Annotated in this window: 19 protein-coding genes; 10 read left to right on the forward strand and 9 right to left on the reverse strand. The window is 41.5% G+C overall.

The annotated features are described in order from the left end of the window. The first annotated feature begins 15 nt into the window (after positions 1 to 15). On the forward strand, positions 16 to 480 hold the full coding sequence (locus tag AC1RM2_RS33665) for a DeoR/GlpR family DNA-binding transcription regulator (protein WP_492989587.1): 465 nt from the start codon (positions 16 to 18) through the stop codon (positions 478 to 480). 2 nt (positions 481 to 482) lie between these two features. On the opposite strand, the gene rsmD is transcribed toward AC1RM2_RS33665, so the two are convergent. The 3 genes from rsmD to AC1RM2_RS33680 all read right to left on the reverse strand — a co-directional run bounded on the left by rsmD (position 483) and on the right by AC1RM2_RS33680 (position 2356). Next, on the reverse strand, positions 483 to 1022 hold the full coding sequence (gene rsmD, locus AC1RM2_RS33670) for a 16S rRNA (guanine(966)-N(2))-methyltransferase RsmD (protein WP_492989508.1): 540 nt from the start codon (positions 1020 to 1022) through the stop codon (positions 483 to 485). After that, the gene (locus AC1RM2_RS33675) at positions 998 to 1810 is read right to left on the reverse strand and encodes a DUF3822 family protein (RefSeq protein ID WP_492989509.1); all 813 of its coding nucleotides are present in this window, start codon (positions 1808 to 1810) and stop codon (positions 998 to 1000) included. Before AC1RM2_RS33675 ends, rsmD begins: the two co-directional genes overlap by 25 nt. A 78-nt stretch (positions 1811 to 1888) precedes the next feature. Continuing rightward, positions 1889 to 2356, reverse strand: a complete 468-nt coding sequence (locus AC1RM2_RS33680; protein ID WP_492989510.1) for a hypothetical protein — start codon at positions 2354 to 2356, stop codon at positions 1889 to 1891. Between the two features lie 36 nt (positions 2357 to 2392). On the opposite strand from AC1RM2_RS33680, the gene AC1RM2_RS33685 reads away from it, so the two are divergent. The 3 genes from AC1RM2_RS33685 to AC1RM2_RS33695 all read left to right on the forward strand — a co-directional run bounded on the left by AC1RM2_RS33685 (position 2393) and on the right by AC1RM2_RS33695 (position 5939). After that, complete coding sequence (locus tag AC1RM2_RS33685; protein WP_492989511.1) at positions 2393 to 3856, forward strand: ATP-dependent DNA helicase; 1464 nt, start codon at positions 2393 to 2395, stop codon at positions 3854 to 3856. Positions 3857 to 4100: 244 nt separating this feature from the next. Continuing rightward, positions 4101 to 4934 carry a nuclear transport factor 2 family protein gene (locus AC1RM2_RS33690; protein ID WP_492989512.1) on the forward strand — a complete coding sequence of 278 codons (834 nt, stop codon included), beginning with the start codon at positions 4101 to 4103 and terminating at the stop codon, positions 4932 to 4934. Positions 4935 to 5633: 699 nt separating this feature from the next. Continuing rightward, a complete protein-coding gene (locus AC1RM2_RS33695; protein WP_492989513.1) occupies positions 5634 to 5939 on the forward strand; it encodes a hypothetical protein in 306 nt (101 codons plus the stop codon). A gap of 64 nt (positions 5940 to 6003) precedes the next feature. Here AC1RM2_RS33695 and AC1RM2_RS33700 read toward each other — a convergent pair whose 3' ends face one another. Further along, positions 6004 to 7008 (reverse strand): NADP-dependent oxidoreductase, encoded by a 1005-nt coding sequence (locus AC1RM2_RS33700; protein WP_492989514.1) that lies wholly within the window; start codon positions 7006 to 7008, stop codon positions 6004 to 6006. Positions 7009 to 7107: 99 nt separating this feature from the next. Beyond that, positions 7108 to 7257: a hypothetical protein gene (locus AC1RM2_RS33705; RefSeq protein ID WP_492989515.1), complete on the reverse strand. Its 150-nt coding sequence runs from the start codon at positions 7255 to 7257 to the stop codon at positions 7108 to 7110. A 118-nt stretch (positions 7258 to 7375) separates the two neighbouring features. Here AC1RM2_RS33705 and AC1RM2_RS33710 point away from each other — a divergent pair, with 118 nt between their 5' ends. The 3 genes from AC1RM2_RS33710 to AC1RM2_RS33720 all read left to right on the forward strand — a co-directional run bounded on the left by AC1RM2_RS33710 (position 7376) and on the right by AC1RM2_RS33720 (position 9134). Beyond that, positions 7376 to 7795, forward strand: a complete 420-nt coding sequence (locus tag AC1RM2_RS33710; RefSeq protein WP_492989516.1) for a winged helix-turn-helix transcriptional regulator — start codon at positions 7376 to 7378, stop codon at positions 7793 to 7795. Between the two features lie 272 nt (positions 7796 to 8067). After that, the gene (locus AC1RM2_RS33715) at positions 8068 to 8355 is read left to right on the forward strand and encodes an SDR family NAD(P)-dependent oxidoreductase (RefSeq protein ID WP_492989517.1); all 288 of its coding nucleotides are present in this window, start codon (positions 8068 to 8070) and stop codon (positions 8353 to 8355) included. A gap of 377 nt (positions 8356 to 8732) precedes the next feature. Further along, positions 8733 to 9134 (forward strand): hypothetical protein, encoded by a 402-nt coding sequence (locus AC1RM2_RS33720; protein ID WP_492989518.1) that lies wholly within the window; start codon positions 8733 to 8735, stop codon positions 9132 to 9134. Positions 9135 to 9350: 216 nt separating this feature from the next. Here AC1RM2_RS33720 and AC1RM2_RS33725 read toward each other — a convergent pair whose 3' ends face one another. From AC1RM2_RS33725 to AC1RM2_RS33740, 4 genes are all read right to left on the reverse strand, one after another. Continuing rightward, positions 9351 to 9797, reverse strand: a complete 447-nt coding sequence (locus tag AC1RM2_RS33725; RefSeq protein WP_492989519.1) for a YybH family protein — start codon at positions 9795 to 9797, stop codon at positions 9351 to 9353. A gap of 718 nt (positions 9798 to 10515) precedes the next feature. Next, positions 10516 to 10842 carry a HesB/IscA family protein gene (locus tag AC1RM2_RS33730; RefSeq protein ID WP_091144685.1) on the reverse strand — a complete coding sequence of 109 codons (327 nt, stop codon included), beginning with the start codon at positions 10840 to 10842 and terminating at the stop codon, positions 10516 to 10518. Between the two features lie 140 nt (positions 10843 to 10982). Next, positions 10983 to 11396 carry a Fe-S cluster assembly scaffold IscU gene (gene iscU, locus AC1RM2_RS33735; protein ID WP_090646927.1) on the reverse strand — a complete coding sequence of 138 codons (414 nt, stop codon included), beginning with the start codon at positions 11394 to 11396 and terminating at the stop codon, positions 10983 to 10985. 113 nt (positions 11397 to 11509) lie between these two features. Next, complete coding sequence (locus AC1RM2_RS33740) at positions 11510 to 12721, reverse strand: IscS subfamily cysteine desulfurase (RefSeq protein ID WP_274212855.1); 1212 nt, start codon at positions 12719 to 12721, stop codon at positions 11510 to 11512. 106 nt (positions 12722 to 12827) lie between these two features. Here AC1RM2_RS33740 and mce point away from each other — a divergent pair, with 106 nt between their 5' ends. The 3 genes from mce to AC1RM2_RS33755 all read left to right on the forward strand — a co-directional run bounded on the left by mce (position 12828) and on the right by AC1RM2_RS33755 (position 14247). Further along, the gene (gene mce, locus AC1RM2_RS33745) at positions 12828 to 13238 is read left to right on the forward strand and encodes a methylmalonyl-CoA epimerase (protein WP_492989520.1); all 411 of its coding nucleotides are present in this window, start codon (positions 12828 to 12830) and stop codon (positions 13236 to 13238) included. Positions 13239 to 13252: 14 nt separating this feature from the next. Continuing rightward, positions 13253 to 13666, forward strand: coding sequence for an SMI1/KNR4 family protein (locus AC1RM2_RS33750; protein ID WP_492989521.1), 414 nt, complete (start codon positions 13253 to 13255; stop codon positions 13664 to 13666). 332 nt (positions 13667 to 13998) lie between these two features. Next, a complete protein-coding gene (locus tag AC1RM2_RS33755) occupies positions 13999 to 14247 on the forward strand; it encodes a type B 50S ribosomal protein L31 (RefSeq protein ID WP_090646940.1) in 249 nt (82 codons plus the stop codon). The last annotated feature ends 36 nt before the right edge of the window (positions 14248 to 14283 follow it).

A 14283-nucleotide genomic window follows, 5' to 3' on the forward strand; every position in this document is an offset into this window, starting at 1 on the left:
TAGGACGGAGATATTATTTTTATGGATTGCGGCAGTACTGTTTTCAGGCTTTGCCAGTTTATAAAAAATAAAAAAATAAAGGTGATAACCAACTCGTTGCCTGTTATTTATGAATTACAAAACTGCCAGGTCTCCCTGAATATAATAGGAGGAGAGTTCGACAGCAAAAGGCAGGCCGTACATGGCAAGGTGGCAAATGAACATATTGCCCGATACAGAGCCGGCAAGGCCTTTTTAGGGGTTGACGGCATATCCCCAAACGGTTTATTTGCAAACAGCGAACTCGAGGCAGAAATAACATCAGCTTATATCAAACAAAGTGCGTTTACCTATATCTTATGCGATGCCGGTAAAATAAACAACGAAACCTATTTGAAATTTGCCGATATAAACCAGGTTGACGCTATAATTACCAATGCAGATGACGAAAAGCTTAAGCTTTTTGCAGAAACTGCTTTGGTTGTTGTTAAGGTGGAATAATCTTATTCTTTCGCCCTAAAAAACGAGAACGACGAGTGCCCATACTTTCTCTGCTCCACAAATGATGGGTGCTGGCTGATGTTTTGCATCGATTGATGCTCCACAATCAGTAAAGCGCCGGGTAACAGTATGTTCCGTTCAAAAACTATTTTCGGTATCTCGGGGATCTTGTTCAGGTCATATGGCGGATCGGCAAAAACAAGGTCGTACTGCTCGGTTTCCATTTGAAGATATTTAAAAACATCTTCCTTATACACCTTCACCTGGTCAAGCTTATGTTGGCGCGATGTGTCTTTAAGGTAGTTAACGCAATGGATGCTCCTGTCTACAGATATAACCTCGGCTGCGCCCCTCGAAGCAAATTCCAATGAAATATTGCCTGTGCCGCTAAAAAGATCAAGCACCTTGATGCCTTCAAATTCTATCTGATTTAAAAGAATATTAAAAAGCGCTTCCTTGGCCAGGTCGGTAGTGGGGCGCACCGGAAGGTTTTTGGGTGGATTAAGCCTTAACCCTCTTAAAGTGCCTCCGATGATACGCATAATGACAGGGCCGAAAGTGACAGTATTTTATGCCCCTCAATTTCAAGCGGGGTTTGCAGAATTTTTGTAGTATTTACCTCAACCTTTCCAAAAAATTCGGCCAGGCGGGTTATGTTTTTATCTCCTGCGTCAACATCGCCGCTTATATAAACGTAAGTGTAGGCAGGTTGCAGGTTTAACTCGTCGGTTACCAATGATACAAAATAGGCCAGTTCATCTTCGTCGGCAAATTCAAAAGTATTATAAAACCGTAGTTTACTGAAGTTAAAGTTGGCAATTTCAACAGTATCGCCATTAATGTTTATGTATAAGTCTCTGTCGCCGGGCTGGTTATGGGCCAAAACATTTAACCAGCCTTTTGATGTGTAAACGGTGTTGCGCAAACCAAATTCGTCGGCAGCGTTTAATATAGTTTCGGGCGTTTTATAAATGATAACATTGCGGCTGTCAATTGGTTGCGATAGCACTTTTTCGTCAGCCTTTACGTCCAGGAAACGGGCCAGGTAGGTAAGTTTGTCCGGGTTAAAAACGGTTTGTGGCAGCAGCGAAAAACCAGTTGCAGGCAAACCAATAACTACATTTTTAAAATTTGCCGATAACAGGTCGAGCAGCTCTTCCGGGTTAATTAATTCATCAAGTGGATGATTGTCGGCAACAGCAATAAGCCTATTTTGATCGGTAACAGCATAGGTAAACGTTGTTTTATCAATTTGTATCAATAGGGTGTAACCTTGCGCCTTATCAAGGCTAAAGTCATCATCATGGTAGTTGTAATTATATTCGCTCATGCCGGTTTAAACAAAAGTAATATTTTTTAGCAGATACCATATACATGGCGGCGGTTAATTGATTGCATCCGGATAAAATCAAATCATAAACCTGGTGCATAAAGCAAGTATAATGTAAATGATCAGCGGCCTGAATATTGGTTTCGGGTAATAATCATCATCCGGGAAATACTTCCTGAAAAAATACCTCGACAATATAAACGCGGCGGCTATATGGAAAGCTATCGTAATACCGGCAACCTGGAGCAGCGGGATCATTTCATTAACGGTTAATGGTACACCTGACGCCGCTTTTTTTATCACCTCCGGGCTAATATTAATGCCTGAGTACCTGATTGCCATAACGTATGAAAACTGTACAAGCAATAAAAATATCAGCACTTCGGCTACGGCCTTCCGGTAACCAGCAACCCACAAATTAATGCAAAGCAGTACGCCACCATATATAAAATTGAATACCGAAAACCAGAATATTGCCTTGCGCGAGTATATATCTACGTAGTCTTCTTCGCTCCGTTCTTCCTGCTTGTATTCCTCAAATTCCATGGCCAAATTTATAACTAATCTGCATAGCTTTTTAATATGGCTAAAGGTTTTTCAATTACTTATCAGCATTTTTGCAGAGTGACAGTGATTGATCATATCCGCAAAGCATTTCCGCATACTCCCAACGGCCAGCAACTGGAACTGTTTGACCGGCTGCACACTTTTTTGCAAAGCCGCGAAGGCGATGAATGCTTTATACTGCGGGGCTACGCCGGTACCGGTAAAACTACCATAGTAGGAGCATTGGTAAAAGCGCTTAAGCAGTATAATTATCGCTCGGTGCTGCTGGCGCCTACAGGCCGGGCAGCTAAAGTGATCACCAATTACTCGGGTAAAAAGGCGTTTACTATTCACAAACGCATCTACCGAAAAAAGGCTGCCTTAACACTTGATGATGGTTTCGCCATTGCCGATAACCTATCGAGCGATACCTTGTTTATTGTTGATGAGGCATCTATGATCAGTGATGAATCCATGGGTGGCCGGGTTTCATTGTTGTTTGATTTACTCAGATACGTTTACAACGATAAAAACTGTAAGCTGATGCTGGTTGGCGATACCGCCCAGCTGCCGCCTGTAGGCTCAGATACCAGCCCGGCCCTGAGCGAAAAAATTATGCAGGATAAATTCGGCCTCAGTGTTTTTAAATATGAACTTACCGACGTGCTGCGTCAGCAAAAGGATTCGGGAATATTATTTAACGCGACCGAAATTCGTGACCTGATCAGGAAAGATGAAGCGGTTGCCCCTAAAATTGTAACCAAAGGCTATAAAGACGTTTTCAGGATGACGGGCGAACGGTTGCCCGAAGGACTTGAATACGCCTACCGGAAATACGGCTACGACAGAACACTCATCATCTGCCGGTCGAACAAAAATGCTAACCTGTACAACGGGCAGATCCGCAACCGGATTTTGTACCGGGAAGAGGAGCTTACCGGCGGCGACCAGATTATGATTGTAAAAAACAACTACTTCTGGCTCAAGGATAATGAGGAAAACAGTACCGATTTTATTGCCAATGGCGATATTGCCCGCATCCGTAAAGTGCGCCGAACCGAAGAAATGTACGGTTTCCGTTTTGCCGATGTGCAGATAGAATTTATTGACTACGCCGAAGACCCGGTATTGGATTGTAAAATATTGCTGGATACCCTGTATACCGATTCGCCGGCTTTATCGCAGGAAAATCAGAAAAAGTTTTACGAAGAAGTCATGAAGGATTACGCCCACCTTACCAACAAACGGGCCATGCACAACGAACTGAAGCTAAATCCATATTACAATGCCCTGCAAATTAAGTTTGCCTATGCCATCACCTGCCATAAAGCCCAGGGTGGCCAGTGGGACGCCGTTTTTGTTGACCAGGGCTACGTAACCGACGAAATGATCAATATGGATTTTCTCCGTTGGTTTTATACAGCCGTTACCCGCGCAACAACCGAGTTGTTTTTGGTAAATTTCGATAACCGGTTTTACAAAGTTCCCGAAGTTTTTTAGTCATTAGTCATTCGCTACGTTGTCATTAGTCATTGGCTTTATCCTTGATTCCTTTCTGAAAATCTTTTATCCAAAAGTCTTTCATCCTTTGTCCAAAACACTATCTTTATTCCATAATTACTTCAACTACATATCAACAAAGGGTAGCCTGATGCCCGGCCTGTTCATACAGGTTCCCGGAAGCGCTGATTTCTCAGTGTAAGTGTTAAACACGTTTCAATTTTTATATTTCTAATCAATCGTAATGAAAATTACAAACTTACCGGCAATGGGCATATGCTGCATTATTTTATGCGCGTTTGTTGCGGCCAAAGCAAATACACCTATGGATACCCTAACCAATAAACAAAGAGTACTATTATTTTATAAGCTGATTGTTGGCCAGCGCAAGGCCGAACTTATCCCTGAATTTGTGCTGGAAAACTACAGGCAGCACAACCCTACAGTTCCCCAGGGCAGGGCCGGCATTACCGGGATGATCAATTACCTTAAAACCTTGCCTCCACCGCCTGAAGGGGCCAAATCGCCCATTATAAGGGCCATACAGGAAGGTAATATGGTTGTTACCCACCTTGATATTCAATTCATGGGCAAACGAATGGTTGTTATCGATCTGTTCAAACTAAAAGATGGCATGCTGGCCGAACATTGGGACGCCATCCAGGAAATGCCCGACCAAACCGGGCTAACCATCACCGCATCCAACGGAACTGCCGAAATTGATATTACCGCATCTGCAGAAAATAGCAAGCAGGTTGTAAATGCATTTTATCAGGCTATCCTGGATAAAAAGATGCCCGCTGAATTGCTTAAGGTTAATTATACAGAACATGACCCCGCGGTTGCCAGCGTCGGTAAAGCATTGGACGAATACCTGTTGACCGACCATAACCGCGGAATGAAAATTCACCGCGTTATTGCCGAAGGTGATTTTGTTGTGGTTCAATCGCAATTTAAAAGAGGAGGGAAGGGGTTTGTATTTTACCAGATTTTCAGGGTTGAAGCCGGTAAAATAGCCGAGCACTGGAGCGTAGAGCAGGCCGTACCGGAAGGTGTGGAGGCTGGGGATATGTTTTAAAAGTCCAGCCAGGTCATCCCGGATTTATTACTTCCCATATGGGTTCTGGACGAACTAAAAAAGGCAGGGTGTGCGCGCCTTACTTGGGGAAGGGGGAGGTAGGGGTTAAATCAGGCGTTCAAGTCGCTTTGTAACTTGTCGCTCGTATAAACCCCTCCCTGCTTTTGCGCTCATTTCCGACCGCGCCCTAGGGAAAAACACCAACAAGGGTGGAGAGATATCGCCGCCCTGCTATCTAACGCTATTTTAACCACCATGATTTTTCCATCTTGATTCTTGACTCTAATCTCTTGACTCTCCTCCCGGGCGTTCCCGCCGCTGGTAGAAGCGGCGGTCAGGCTTTCTGTTACAAGTCCACGCAGGCCATTGCCCGCGCGGCCAATACGTGCTTCGGGCTTTCCACGCCAACCCTTAACGCAAGCTGCGGGTATGCTAAACCGATTTTTCTAAAGTATTGAATCTTTCCTGGTAAATAATTGCTAAATCGGTTTATTTGTTGGTATTCATAAAAATTTAAGCGTTGCGTATTTACCAATTTTAGCGCAAATTTTTGCGTTTGGATGTGAGTGGCTGACTTGTAATATGGGGGACTTTTTACGACGAAACACCTCATAGAGGCAGAACTTTCAGACTAAGAAAGTCACAAGTCCTCCATCGCTCAATGTCCGCAACACAAGACTTGCGCCAAGGTGGGGACAAATGAAAATTGTTGAGCCAGGTATGATAGCAACCGATTTTTCGGGCAGGTCTTTAGTCTTTAGTAACGACAAAAGTATGACTGAATATCAAAATCTTGTTAATTCTTTGATGGCAGCAATGCCCACAACGGCTGAAAATGCTTCGCATGCAAATGTAGTGGCCGAAGTAATATTTAAAGCCGCAACAGATGGAACAGATCAATTAAGATATACAGCGGGAGAAGATGCCAAAATGCTTATGGCAAACCGTCAGCAATACGATGACGCTACATTTATAGGCGGTATAAAATCACAGTTTAGCCTTTAAATAGTAGAAATATGAATGTAATTGAGAAATGTTTCACCGTTCAAATTTTCAGCAGTCAGACAAACTACTTAACCTTGACAACAACTTTTCCTTTGGCACGACCAGTTTCAACATAAGCCATTGCTTCGTTTGTTTGTTCAAACGGAAACACTTTATCAATTATTGGACGGATTTTTCCTGCTTCAATCAAAGCTGTAATTTCGCTTAACTGCTTGCCGTCTGGCTTCATAAACAAAAACTTAAAATTGACATTCAATTTTTTTGCTTTTCGTCTTACAGACAAACTCAACAAATTGGTGAGCATTTGCAGGTGCCAGCCCAAACCGATTTCTTTGGCAAATTCGGCTGTTGGCGGACCTGTAAGAGAAACCAATGTACCACCTTGTTTCAAAATTTTCAAAGAATTTTCAAGCACTTTTGCATCTTTAATGCTATGTAGCACAACATCATAATCTTTTAAAATATTGACAAAATCTTCTTTTTTGTAATCAATTACTAAATCAGTACCCAAACTTTTAACCAATTCAATATTTGTTGTGCTTGTGGTTGTCGCAACATAAGCACCAATATGTTTTGCCAGTTGAATAGCAAATGTACCAACACCACCAGAACCTGCTTGTATAAATACTTTTTGACCTTTTTTTAGTTTTGCAATTTTAACAAGTACTTGCCAGGAAGTAAGCCCAACCACAGGAATAGATGCAGACTCTTCCATGGAAAGATTTTTTGGTTTTAAAGCCAAATCATTTTCATTTACAGCAATACATTCAGCAAAAGTGCCAATTTTAAAATCAGATGGCCTTGCATAAACTTCATCGCCAACTTTAAATTTAGCAACCTTTGCACCTACTTTTGTAACAACGCCTGCCATATCCTGCCCATTTACAAAAGGTGTTTTGTAGGGCAGAAATAGTTTAAAGTCGCCATTTTTAAGAAGTGTATCTGACAAGTTTATGGCTGCTGCATTGATTTGAACCAATACTTCATTTTCATTTACTGTTGGTTGTGCCCAATCAGTTAAATGTAGTTTTTCTTTTTTGCCGTAGCGTTCTACTGTGAATGCTTTCATTTTTATTGATTTTTTAGATTTGTTTATAATTTAAGCGAAATGCTGTATTGTCAAAAACAACGAAGCACCTTGCTAACAGGATGGATTTACCGAATGACTTTACAGAACTATCATCAGCAATACCCAACGCCAATATTTTAAATGGCCCTTGTATTCACTTGGGTTACGACTTGTGCCAACGCCTTGTAACCACTTTCGTGTAGCCTGGCTGCCACTATCAAACCAAAGCCTGACGAAGCGATTGTTCATTTTATACTTTGACTATTTATTTATAAATTCGCTTTCATTTTGCAAGTACAAATATACAAACAACTTTCATTTTGCAAGTAATTATTGAATTCTTTTTAAGAAGTTTATGAATAAGAGAATGGAAACAGTAAAAAAAAGGTCGGACTGCCCTATCAGTTGTTCACTTGACATCTTTGGCGACAAGTGGTCGTTATTGATTATTAGAGATATGATGTTCCATAATAAATCAACTTATGGCGATTTTTTAAAATCAGCAGAAGGTATAGCGACAAACATTTTAGCATCAAGACTTCAAAGTTTAGAAGAAAACAAACTCATCGAAAAGTTAGAACACCCGGACAGTAGGGCAAAAGTGTTATATAAACTTACTCAAAAGGCAATAAACTTATTACCAATAATTGTAGAAGTTCATTTGTGGGCAGAAAAGTATTTGGACATTCCAGCCGACTTAAAAGTAATGATAAAGGAAGCAAAGAAAGACAAGAATGAATTTATTAAGTTAACGACACGACAATTAAAGAAACAAATTGCATCCTGAAAAAGGGCGAACGGCTAATGTTGGTTTGGCAATATGACGGCCGAAGTGCTTCTATGAAATATTTGTGCAAGGTTCAACAGCAGAGATTCTAATGAACTTTTGAGCTAAAATCCGCCACATCGTCAGGCCGGGAACCGTTATGTGCAATCCTAACCGACAATGCAACGATGAACAAACTGGAGAAGCTTGATTAGGGTACAACATAAAGGGAATTGGCTACTCTGACATTTTTGAAGTCTCCGACCTTTGTGTCATAATTAAAAACATATAAAATGGCAACAAAAAATTGGACAGCGGACGACATCCCTTCACAGCATGGAAAAATAATTCTCATTACAGATGCAAACAGTGGACTTGGATTAGAAGCAGCAAAGGTATTGAGCAGTAAAGGTGCTCACGTGATCATGACTGCCTGTAACCTTAAAAGTGGTAATGAAGCAATTTTTCTGATTAAAAAGAAAAACGCCGATGCAAAGTTAGACCTGATGCAACTGGACTTGTCCGATTTTGCTTCCTCCCCGCTGGCGCACGCGTGTCGCGTGTGCCCCGCTGATAGGTAAACGCCATGCTAAGTAACCTTTTAAGCCCTAATGTATTAAGTTCATCCGGGCTTTTTGTGCGCTGACAATTAGTAGGGATGATTAATGTTAAGAGAATGATTGTAGCTTTATACAAAATACTATAACTGTGCCCGGCTTTTTTGTAAGCGACAATAATTGTGCTAAACAATTTGGACACACGCGGCACGCGTGCGCCAGCTTAAGAAAATTTAGATTTTTTTTAAAATTACTATGGACCTGATAAACTAAAAAAAATGTTTGATAGTAGCCATACAACTGACAATGGTAGAGTCAAGATGATTCAAAGGTAGTGGGATAGATATCAGAAGCAAAAAAAAGAGGCAGCGAAACTCGCGGCTAAACCTAAAAGCTAATATATGAAGAAAAAGATGTTTTTGATTTTTTTAGGTTCACTCGTTTCTTCGTGTTTAAATAATTCGATTTATTTCGACATCAAAGAACAAAGTATAAAATCGCGTGATTCCAACGATCTAAAACGTGTTTATATTGAAAACGACTCTCTTAAAGAATATTATTATATTGAATGGGGCGATTCTGCCAACACAGCACCTGGCATGATTGATTTAAAAAACTTGAACAGAGGTTACAATGTTTATCGAGGTTGGAATCAAAAACGCATTTTTGTAACAACAATAAGATTGTCCCCTTTTTCTAAATATTCAATAACTAACTCTCAAGGGGATGCAAGCACGTTTAAGATTACGGTAAAAACGAATGAAAATGGTGATATCAGTTGGACCTCAGACAAGAGTAAATAGGTCGCGGCTCGCGTAAAGGATAGAAACGGGTACCGGCCTGTGGCTAATGCCTCGTGCAGTATGAGTGGATAGCCTGGCGCCCCGATTTTTATCGGGGCGTACGCCACTATAGACTTGAGATGTGAGATATGAGCTTTGAGATTGAAGATAACTGTTGCTTTAGGTGCATCCGGCTTTATTTGTGTATTTTCGGTGCTCTCCCAGATACAGCCCATTTTAAAGTTTCCTTAACGATACAAACAACTCCGCCTGTAATTTCCAACTGCCATCAATTTTACGCCACATGGCCGAGTAATTGCCGCCTTTACTGTAGGAGTTGGTGGCTGTCCAGTTGCCGGTTTCCCAGGCCATGATGCCGTTATCGCCTATGGTAATGGTTACAGGAGTACGTACGTAAGCTACGGTTTTGTTGATTTTGAATAGCTGTTTCCAGCCAGCGGCTATGCTATCTTTCCCGGTAGTGGTGATTCCCCTGCCTATGGTTTGCACAAAATCGGGTAGCCAGTATTTGGATATGCCGTCAACATCGTGTTTGGCAATGGCAATATTAGATGCGGCTCTTGAAGCTTTAATAATTTCTATATCTGCTTTATAATCTGTTTGTTTGAAGGCAAACAATGCGCTTAATAACAATAGAAGTGGTAATTTAAACAGGAACGACATAGCTGATACGGTTATTAGGTGTTTGGTACAAGTTAGTTATTATCCCGGTTATAACGCTTAATTTTTATACTTTAATGAAGCAGTTCGGTTTTAGACAAACATTGGCTTTGAACGCCGACTACGACTCACCCCGGTTACGCTGCGCTGGCCGACCCTCTCTCCGGCTGCGCCGCAAAGAGGGTTGAGAAACATTGGCTTTGAACGCTGGCTACGACTCACCCCGGCTACGCTGCGTTGGCCGATCCTCTCTCCGGCTGCGCCGCATAGAGGGTAACCCCAATTTTGTTTTTGAGCCCCTCTATGCGACGCAGTCGGAGAGAGGGGCAGACGGGCAGAGCCTCGTCGGGGTGAGTCGTCGCCGATATGCGATATACACCACTTTCCCTCCTGAACTTCGCAAAATTTGCAACTACCCATGGTAAGTTCGGTTTTCCTGTCATCCTGAGGCACGAAGGATCTATCAGCTGTGCATGACCGATAGAAAAGTTCGCGAATAGATCCTTCGTACCTCAGGATGACAGTCTTTTTATTTTTGTATGTCATTTCTCCTTCAGAATTTCGCGAAATTTTACTACTCAGGATGACAGTCGTTTATTTTTGATTGTTTAGCTCAGTAATGCCAGTTTTTTCATCTATTTTTTAACCGTTTTTAAAAAAAGCCTCAAAACAAAAAAAGGCCCCAACCTGGAGCCTCTTTTTATATATAAAGTATAAATTTTTATACAGAAAAACTTTCGCCGCAGCCGCAGGTACGGCTGGCGTTAGGGTTATGGAAATTGAAGCCCTTGCCGTTAAGGCCGTCGCTAAAATCAAGCTCGGTGCCGGCAAGGTACAGGAACGATTTCATATCCAAAGCCATACGTACGCCCTGGTCTTCAAAAAACTGGTCGCCTTTTTTTTCTTCGTTATCAAAATCCAAATTGTATGATAAACCCGAGCAACCGCCACCCTGTACAGAAACACGCAGAAAATACGAAGCATCAAGCCCGCCATCCTGCATCAGGTGTTCTATTTTACTTTTTGCTTTATCAGTTACAGTTACCATTTTTTTAGATGTGAGATATGAGATTTGAGATATGAGACAAATGCCACCACCTCTAAACTCAAATCTATTAAACAATCTACCACTTATAAATTTGCGCCGGATATGAAATCTCAAATCTCATATCTAACATCTCAAATCTATTAATGGTGTACTTTTTCGCTTGCAATTGCTTCCAGGCCGTTTTTAACGCGGAAATCGTTTATTGCTGCTTTGATGGCATCTTCTGCCAGTACTGAACAGTGAATTTTTACCGGTGGTAAAGCCAGTTCTTCAACAATATCCATGTTGTCAATTTTCATTGCATCGTCGATGCTTTTGCCTTTTAACCACTCGGTAGCTAAAGACGAAGAAGCGATTGCCGAACCGCAACCAAAGGTTTTAAATTTTGCATCGGTGATAACATTGTTATCATCCACCTCAATTTGCAGGCGCATTACGTCGCCGCATTCAGGTGCACCAACTAAGCCGGTACCTACTTTGTGGCTGCTTTTATCCAAAGTGCCCACATTGCGGGGGTTAGTGTAGTGATCGATTACTTTATCTGAATATGCCATTTTTTTAATTATTGAATTAGTGAGTTATTGAATTAGTGATTAAATTCTACTCGTATATTATTTTATCAGTTAAGGCATCTGCACATTTGAAATCTGCACATTTGCATATCTATTTAGTGTTCTGCCCACTCAATGGAGTCAAGGTCGATGCCTTCTTTAAACATTTCCCAAAGTGGTGAAAGTTCGCGCAGGTGGGTAACCGAGTTTTTGGTTACTTCAACAGCGTAGTCAACTTCTTCTTCGGTAGTAAAGCGGCCCAGGCCAAAACGGATTGATGAGTGTGCCAAGTCGTCTGATAAGCCTAAGCTTTTCAGTACGTACGATGGCTCTAACGAAGCTGATGTACAGGCCGAGCCTGATGACACAGCTAAATCCTTCATCGCCATCATTAAGCCTTCACCTTCCACGTATTTGAATGATATATTGGCAACGTGTGGCAAGCGGTGCTCAACGTTTCCGTTTACATAGCTTTCTTCCAGTACGGTTAAAGCTGCTTCCAGTTTATCGCGTAAAGCTGATAAACGTTTGGCTTCGCTTTCCATTTCCAGGCCGCAAAGCTCGCAGGCTTTACCAAGGCCAACAATGCCCGGTACGTTTAATGTGCCTGAACGCATGCCGCGCTCGTGGCCGCCACCGTCCATTTGTGCGGTAACTTTAACACGTGGTCCTTTACGGCGAACGTATAATGCGCCAACGCCTTTAGGGCCGTATATTTTGTGAGCCGATAGTGCCAAAAGGTCGATACCATCAGCATTTACATCAACAGGTATTTTACCAACTGCCTGTACAGCATCTGTCATAAACAGGGCGCCGTATTTGTGGGCAATGGCAGAAATTTCTTTTATAGGCTGGATAACGCCAATCTCGTTGTTGCCATACATTACCGATACCAGGATAGTTTCGCTGGTCATGGCGGCTTCTAATACAGCAAGGTCAAGTAAACCATCTTCTTTAACCGGCAGGTAAGTAACCTTACCACCCAGTTTTTCAACGTGTTTACAAGCGTCAAGTACGGCTTTATGTTCGGTAACGGTAGTTATAATGTGGTTACCTTTGTCTTTATACATTTCAAACACACCCTTAATGGCAAGGTTATCTGATTCGGTAGCGCCCGAAGTGAAGATGATTTCTTTTTCGTTTGCGCCTATCAGTTTGGCCACTTGCTCGCGTGCATAATCAACACCTTCTTCGGCTACCCAGCCAAACGGATGGTTACGGCTGGCTGCGTTACCAAATTTTGTGGTAAAATAAGGTAACATTGCCTCTAAAACCCGTGGGTCCATCGGTGTTGTTGCGTTATTATCTAAATAAATGGGGATATTCATGTGCTGTGCTATATTAACAGTACAAAGATAAGCAAGTTTTAATTTAAAATCATTCAAAATAAAGTGTATTTTATCAAAGCTGACCATTAATTTACAATATTTGGACATGAACAAAGTTGAACATATTGGCATTGCCGTAACCGATATTACCGTTGCAGGCAACATATATGAAAAGCTTTTAAATACCCCGGTTTATAAAACCGAGACCGTAAAAAGCGAAGGGGTACTAACCGCTTTTTTACAAACGGGCCCCAACAAAATAGAACTGCTGCAGGCCCTGAACGACGATAGCCCCATAGCCAAATTCATAGCCAAAAAGGGGGAGGGGATACACCATATAGCATTTGAGGTGGATGATATAGTTGCCGAAATGCACCGTTTAAAAAGTGAAGGATTTGTGCTGCTGAATGATGAGCCTAAGCAGGGGGCAGATAATAAATTAGTGTGTTTTGTGCATCCAAAGAGTGCTAATGGGGTGCTGATTGAGCTGTGCCAGGGAATAGAGTCAAGAGATTAGAATCAAGAATTAAGATGGATCCTGGTATAGAAAACAATATTGCTTCGTTTGAATCAAATCATAAATTGATCATTCCCGATGATCTTAAAGATTACTTTCGAACGTTTAATGTTCATGTTTATGACCTCGATATGTTTTGCTTTTATGGTATTAATCAATTCAAATCAGTAAAGGATGAAGTTGGTGATTGGGGCGGCTCACCGGATTACAGGAATATTGTAAACACTTTGCCGACGCATCAGGACTGCTTCGTTTTTAGCGATTATTTTTGTCATATATGCATTTACGCTATCAGATTATATGATGGGGCATCTGAAAAAAATGAAGTGTATGTTATTTGTGGCGATAGCTTCAAGATAGTTGCCAACTCATTTAAAGAGTTTTTGGAAATTTATTTTAGTGAAGAATGGGATGGTATTTTTATTTAAATGAAACTGCCAATTGAGTAGCCTGTTCCGTCCCCTCAGGGTCTCTTTGAAAAAGGACCCTGAGGCATGTGGAGCACAATCTTATTCGATAAGCAGAATTTTATACAGTCATCGTATTTTCGACTGGCATTGGCCCTTCAGGTCCTCTATCGAGAGACCCGAAGGGGACGGGAAGGCGACGGAGAATTTGCTTCTTTCACGCACCCCGCACGCCGATCCTCGCAACACCGTCTTCCCGCCTGCAATTCTTTTTACTTTTGCCTTTTGAATTTTGAATTATTTCATTACATTTGCGCCTCTTTTAAAGACTACAGAAGATAAGTTTATATATAATGAAAAAAGATCTGCATCCAAAAAACTATAGATTAGTTGTGTTTAAAGACATGTCGAACGAATATGCCTTTATGACTAAATCTTGCATCGATACACGTGAATCCATTAAATGGGAAGACGGTAACGAGTATCCATTGATCAAATTAGAAATTTCGCACACATCGCATCCTTTCTATACCGGTAAAATGAAACTGGTTGATACTGCTGGTCGTATCGATAAATTCCGTACACGTTACAACAAGAAATAATTGCTTGTTTAATTAAATATTTACAAGTCTCCCGAC

This window comes from Mucilaginibacter sp. GW822-FHT03E02 (genome assembly GCF_058801545.1).

Excerpts from the sequence above, each read along its gene's own strand:
- AC1RM2_RS33755 (WP_090646940.1), top strand. The coding sequence starts at position 13,999 with ATGAAAAAAGATCTGCATCCAAAAAACTATAGATTAGTTGTGTTTAAA.
- AC1RM2_RS33715 (WP_492989517.1), top strand. The coding sequence starts at position 8,068 with ATGGCAACAAAAAATTGGACAGCGGACGACATCCCTTCACAGCATGGA.
- AC1RM2_RS33750 (WP_492989521.1), top strand. The coding sequence starts at position 13,253 with ATGGATCCTGGTATAGAAAACAATATTGCTTCGTTTGAATCAAATCAT.
- AC1RM2_RS33700 (WP_492989514.1), bottom strand. The coding sequence starts at position 7,008 with ATGAAAGCATTCACAGTAGAACGCTACGGCAAAAAAGAAAAACTACAT.
- AC1RM2_RS33730 (WP_091144685.1), bottom strand. The coding sequence starts at position 10,842 with ATGGTAACTGTAACTGATAAAGCAAAAAGTAAAATAGAACACCTGATG.
- AC1RM2_RS33725 (WP_492989519.1), bottom strand. The coding sequence starts at position 9,797 with ATGTCGTTCCTGTTTAAATTACCACTTCTATTGTTATTAAGCGCATTG.
- AC1RM2_RS33740 (WP_274212855.1), bottom strand. The coding sequence starts at position 12,721 with ATGAATATCCCCATTTATTTAGATAATAACGCAACAACACCGATGGAC.
- AC1RM2_RS33695 (WP_492989513.1), top strand. The coding sequence starts at position 5,634 with ATGAAAATTGTTGAGCCAGGTATGATAGCAACCGATTTTTCGGGCAGG.
- AC1RM2_RS33675 (WP_492989509.1), bottom strand. The coding sequence starts at position 1,810 with ATGAGCGAATATAATTACAACTACCATGATGATGACTTTAGCCTTGAT.
- AC1RM2_RS33720 (WP_492989518.1), top strand. The coding sequence starts at position 8,733 with ATGAAGAAAAAGATGTTTTTGATTTTTTTAGGTTCACTCGTTTCTTCG.
- rsmD (WP_492989508.1), bottom strand. The coding sequence starts at position 1,022 with ATGCGTATCATCGGAGGCACTTTAAGAGGGTTAAGGCTTAATCCACCC.
- iscU (WP_090646927.1), bottom strand. The coding sequence starts at position 11,396 with ATGGCATATTCAGATAAAGTAATCGATCACTACACTAACCCCCGCAAT.
- AC1RM2_RS33710 (WP_492989516.1), top strand. The coding sequence starts at position 7,376 with ATGGAAACAGTAAAAAAAAGGTCGGACTGCCCTATCAGTTGTTCACTT.
- AC1RM2_RS33685 (WP_492989511.1), top strand. The coding sequence starts at position 2,393 with ATGGCTAAAGGTTTTTCAATTACTTATCAGCATTTTTGCAGAGTGACA.
- AC1RM2_RS33680 (WP_492989510.1), bottom strand. The coding sequence starts at position 2,356 with ATGGAATTTGAGGAATACAAGCAGGAAGAACGGAGCGAAGAAGACTAC.
- mce (WP_492989520.1), top strand. The coding sequence starts at position 12,828 with ATGAACAAAGTTGAACATATTGGCATTGCCGTAACCGATATTACCGTT.
- AC1RM2_RS33690 (WP_492989512.1), top strand. The coding sequence starts at position 4,101 with ATGAAAATTACAAACTTACCGGCAATGGGCATATGCTGCATTATTTTA.
- AC1RM2_RS33705 (WP_492989515.1), bottom strand. The coding sequence starts at position 7,257 with ATGAACAATCGCTTCGTCAGGCTTTGGTTTGATAGTGGCAGCCAGGCT.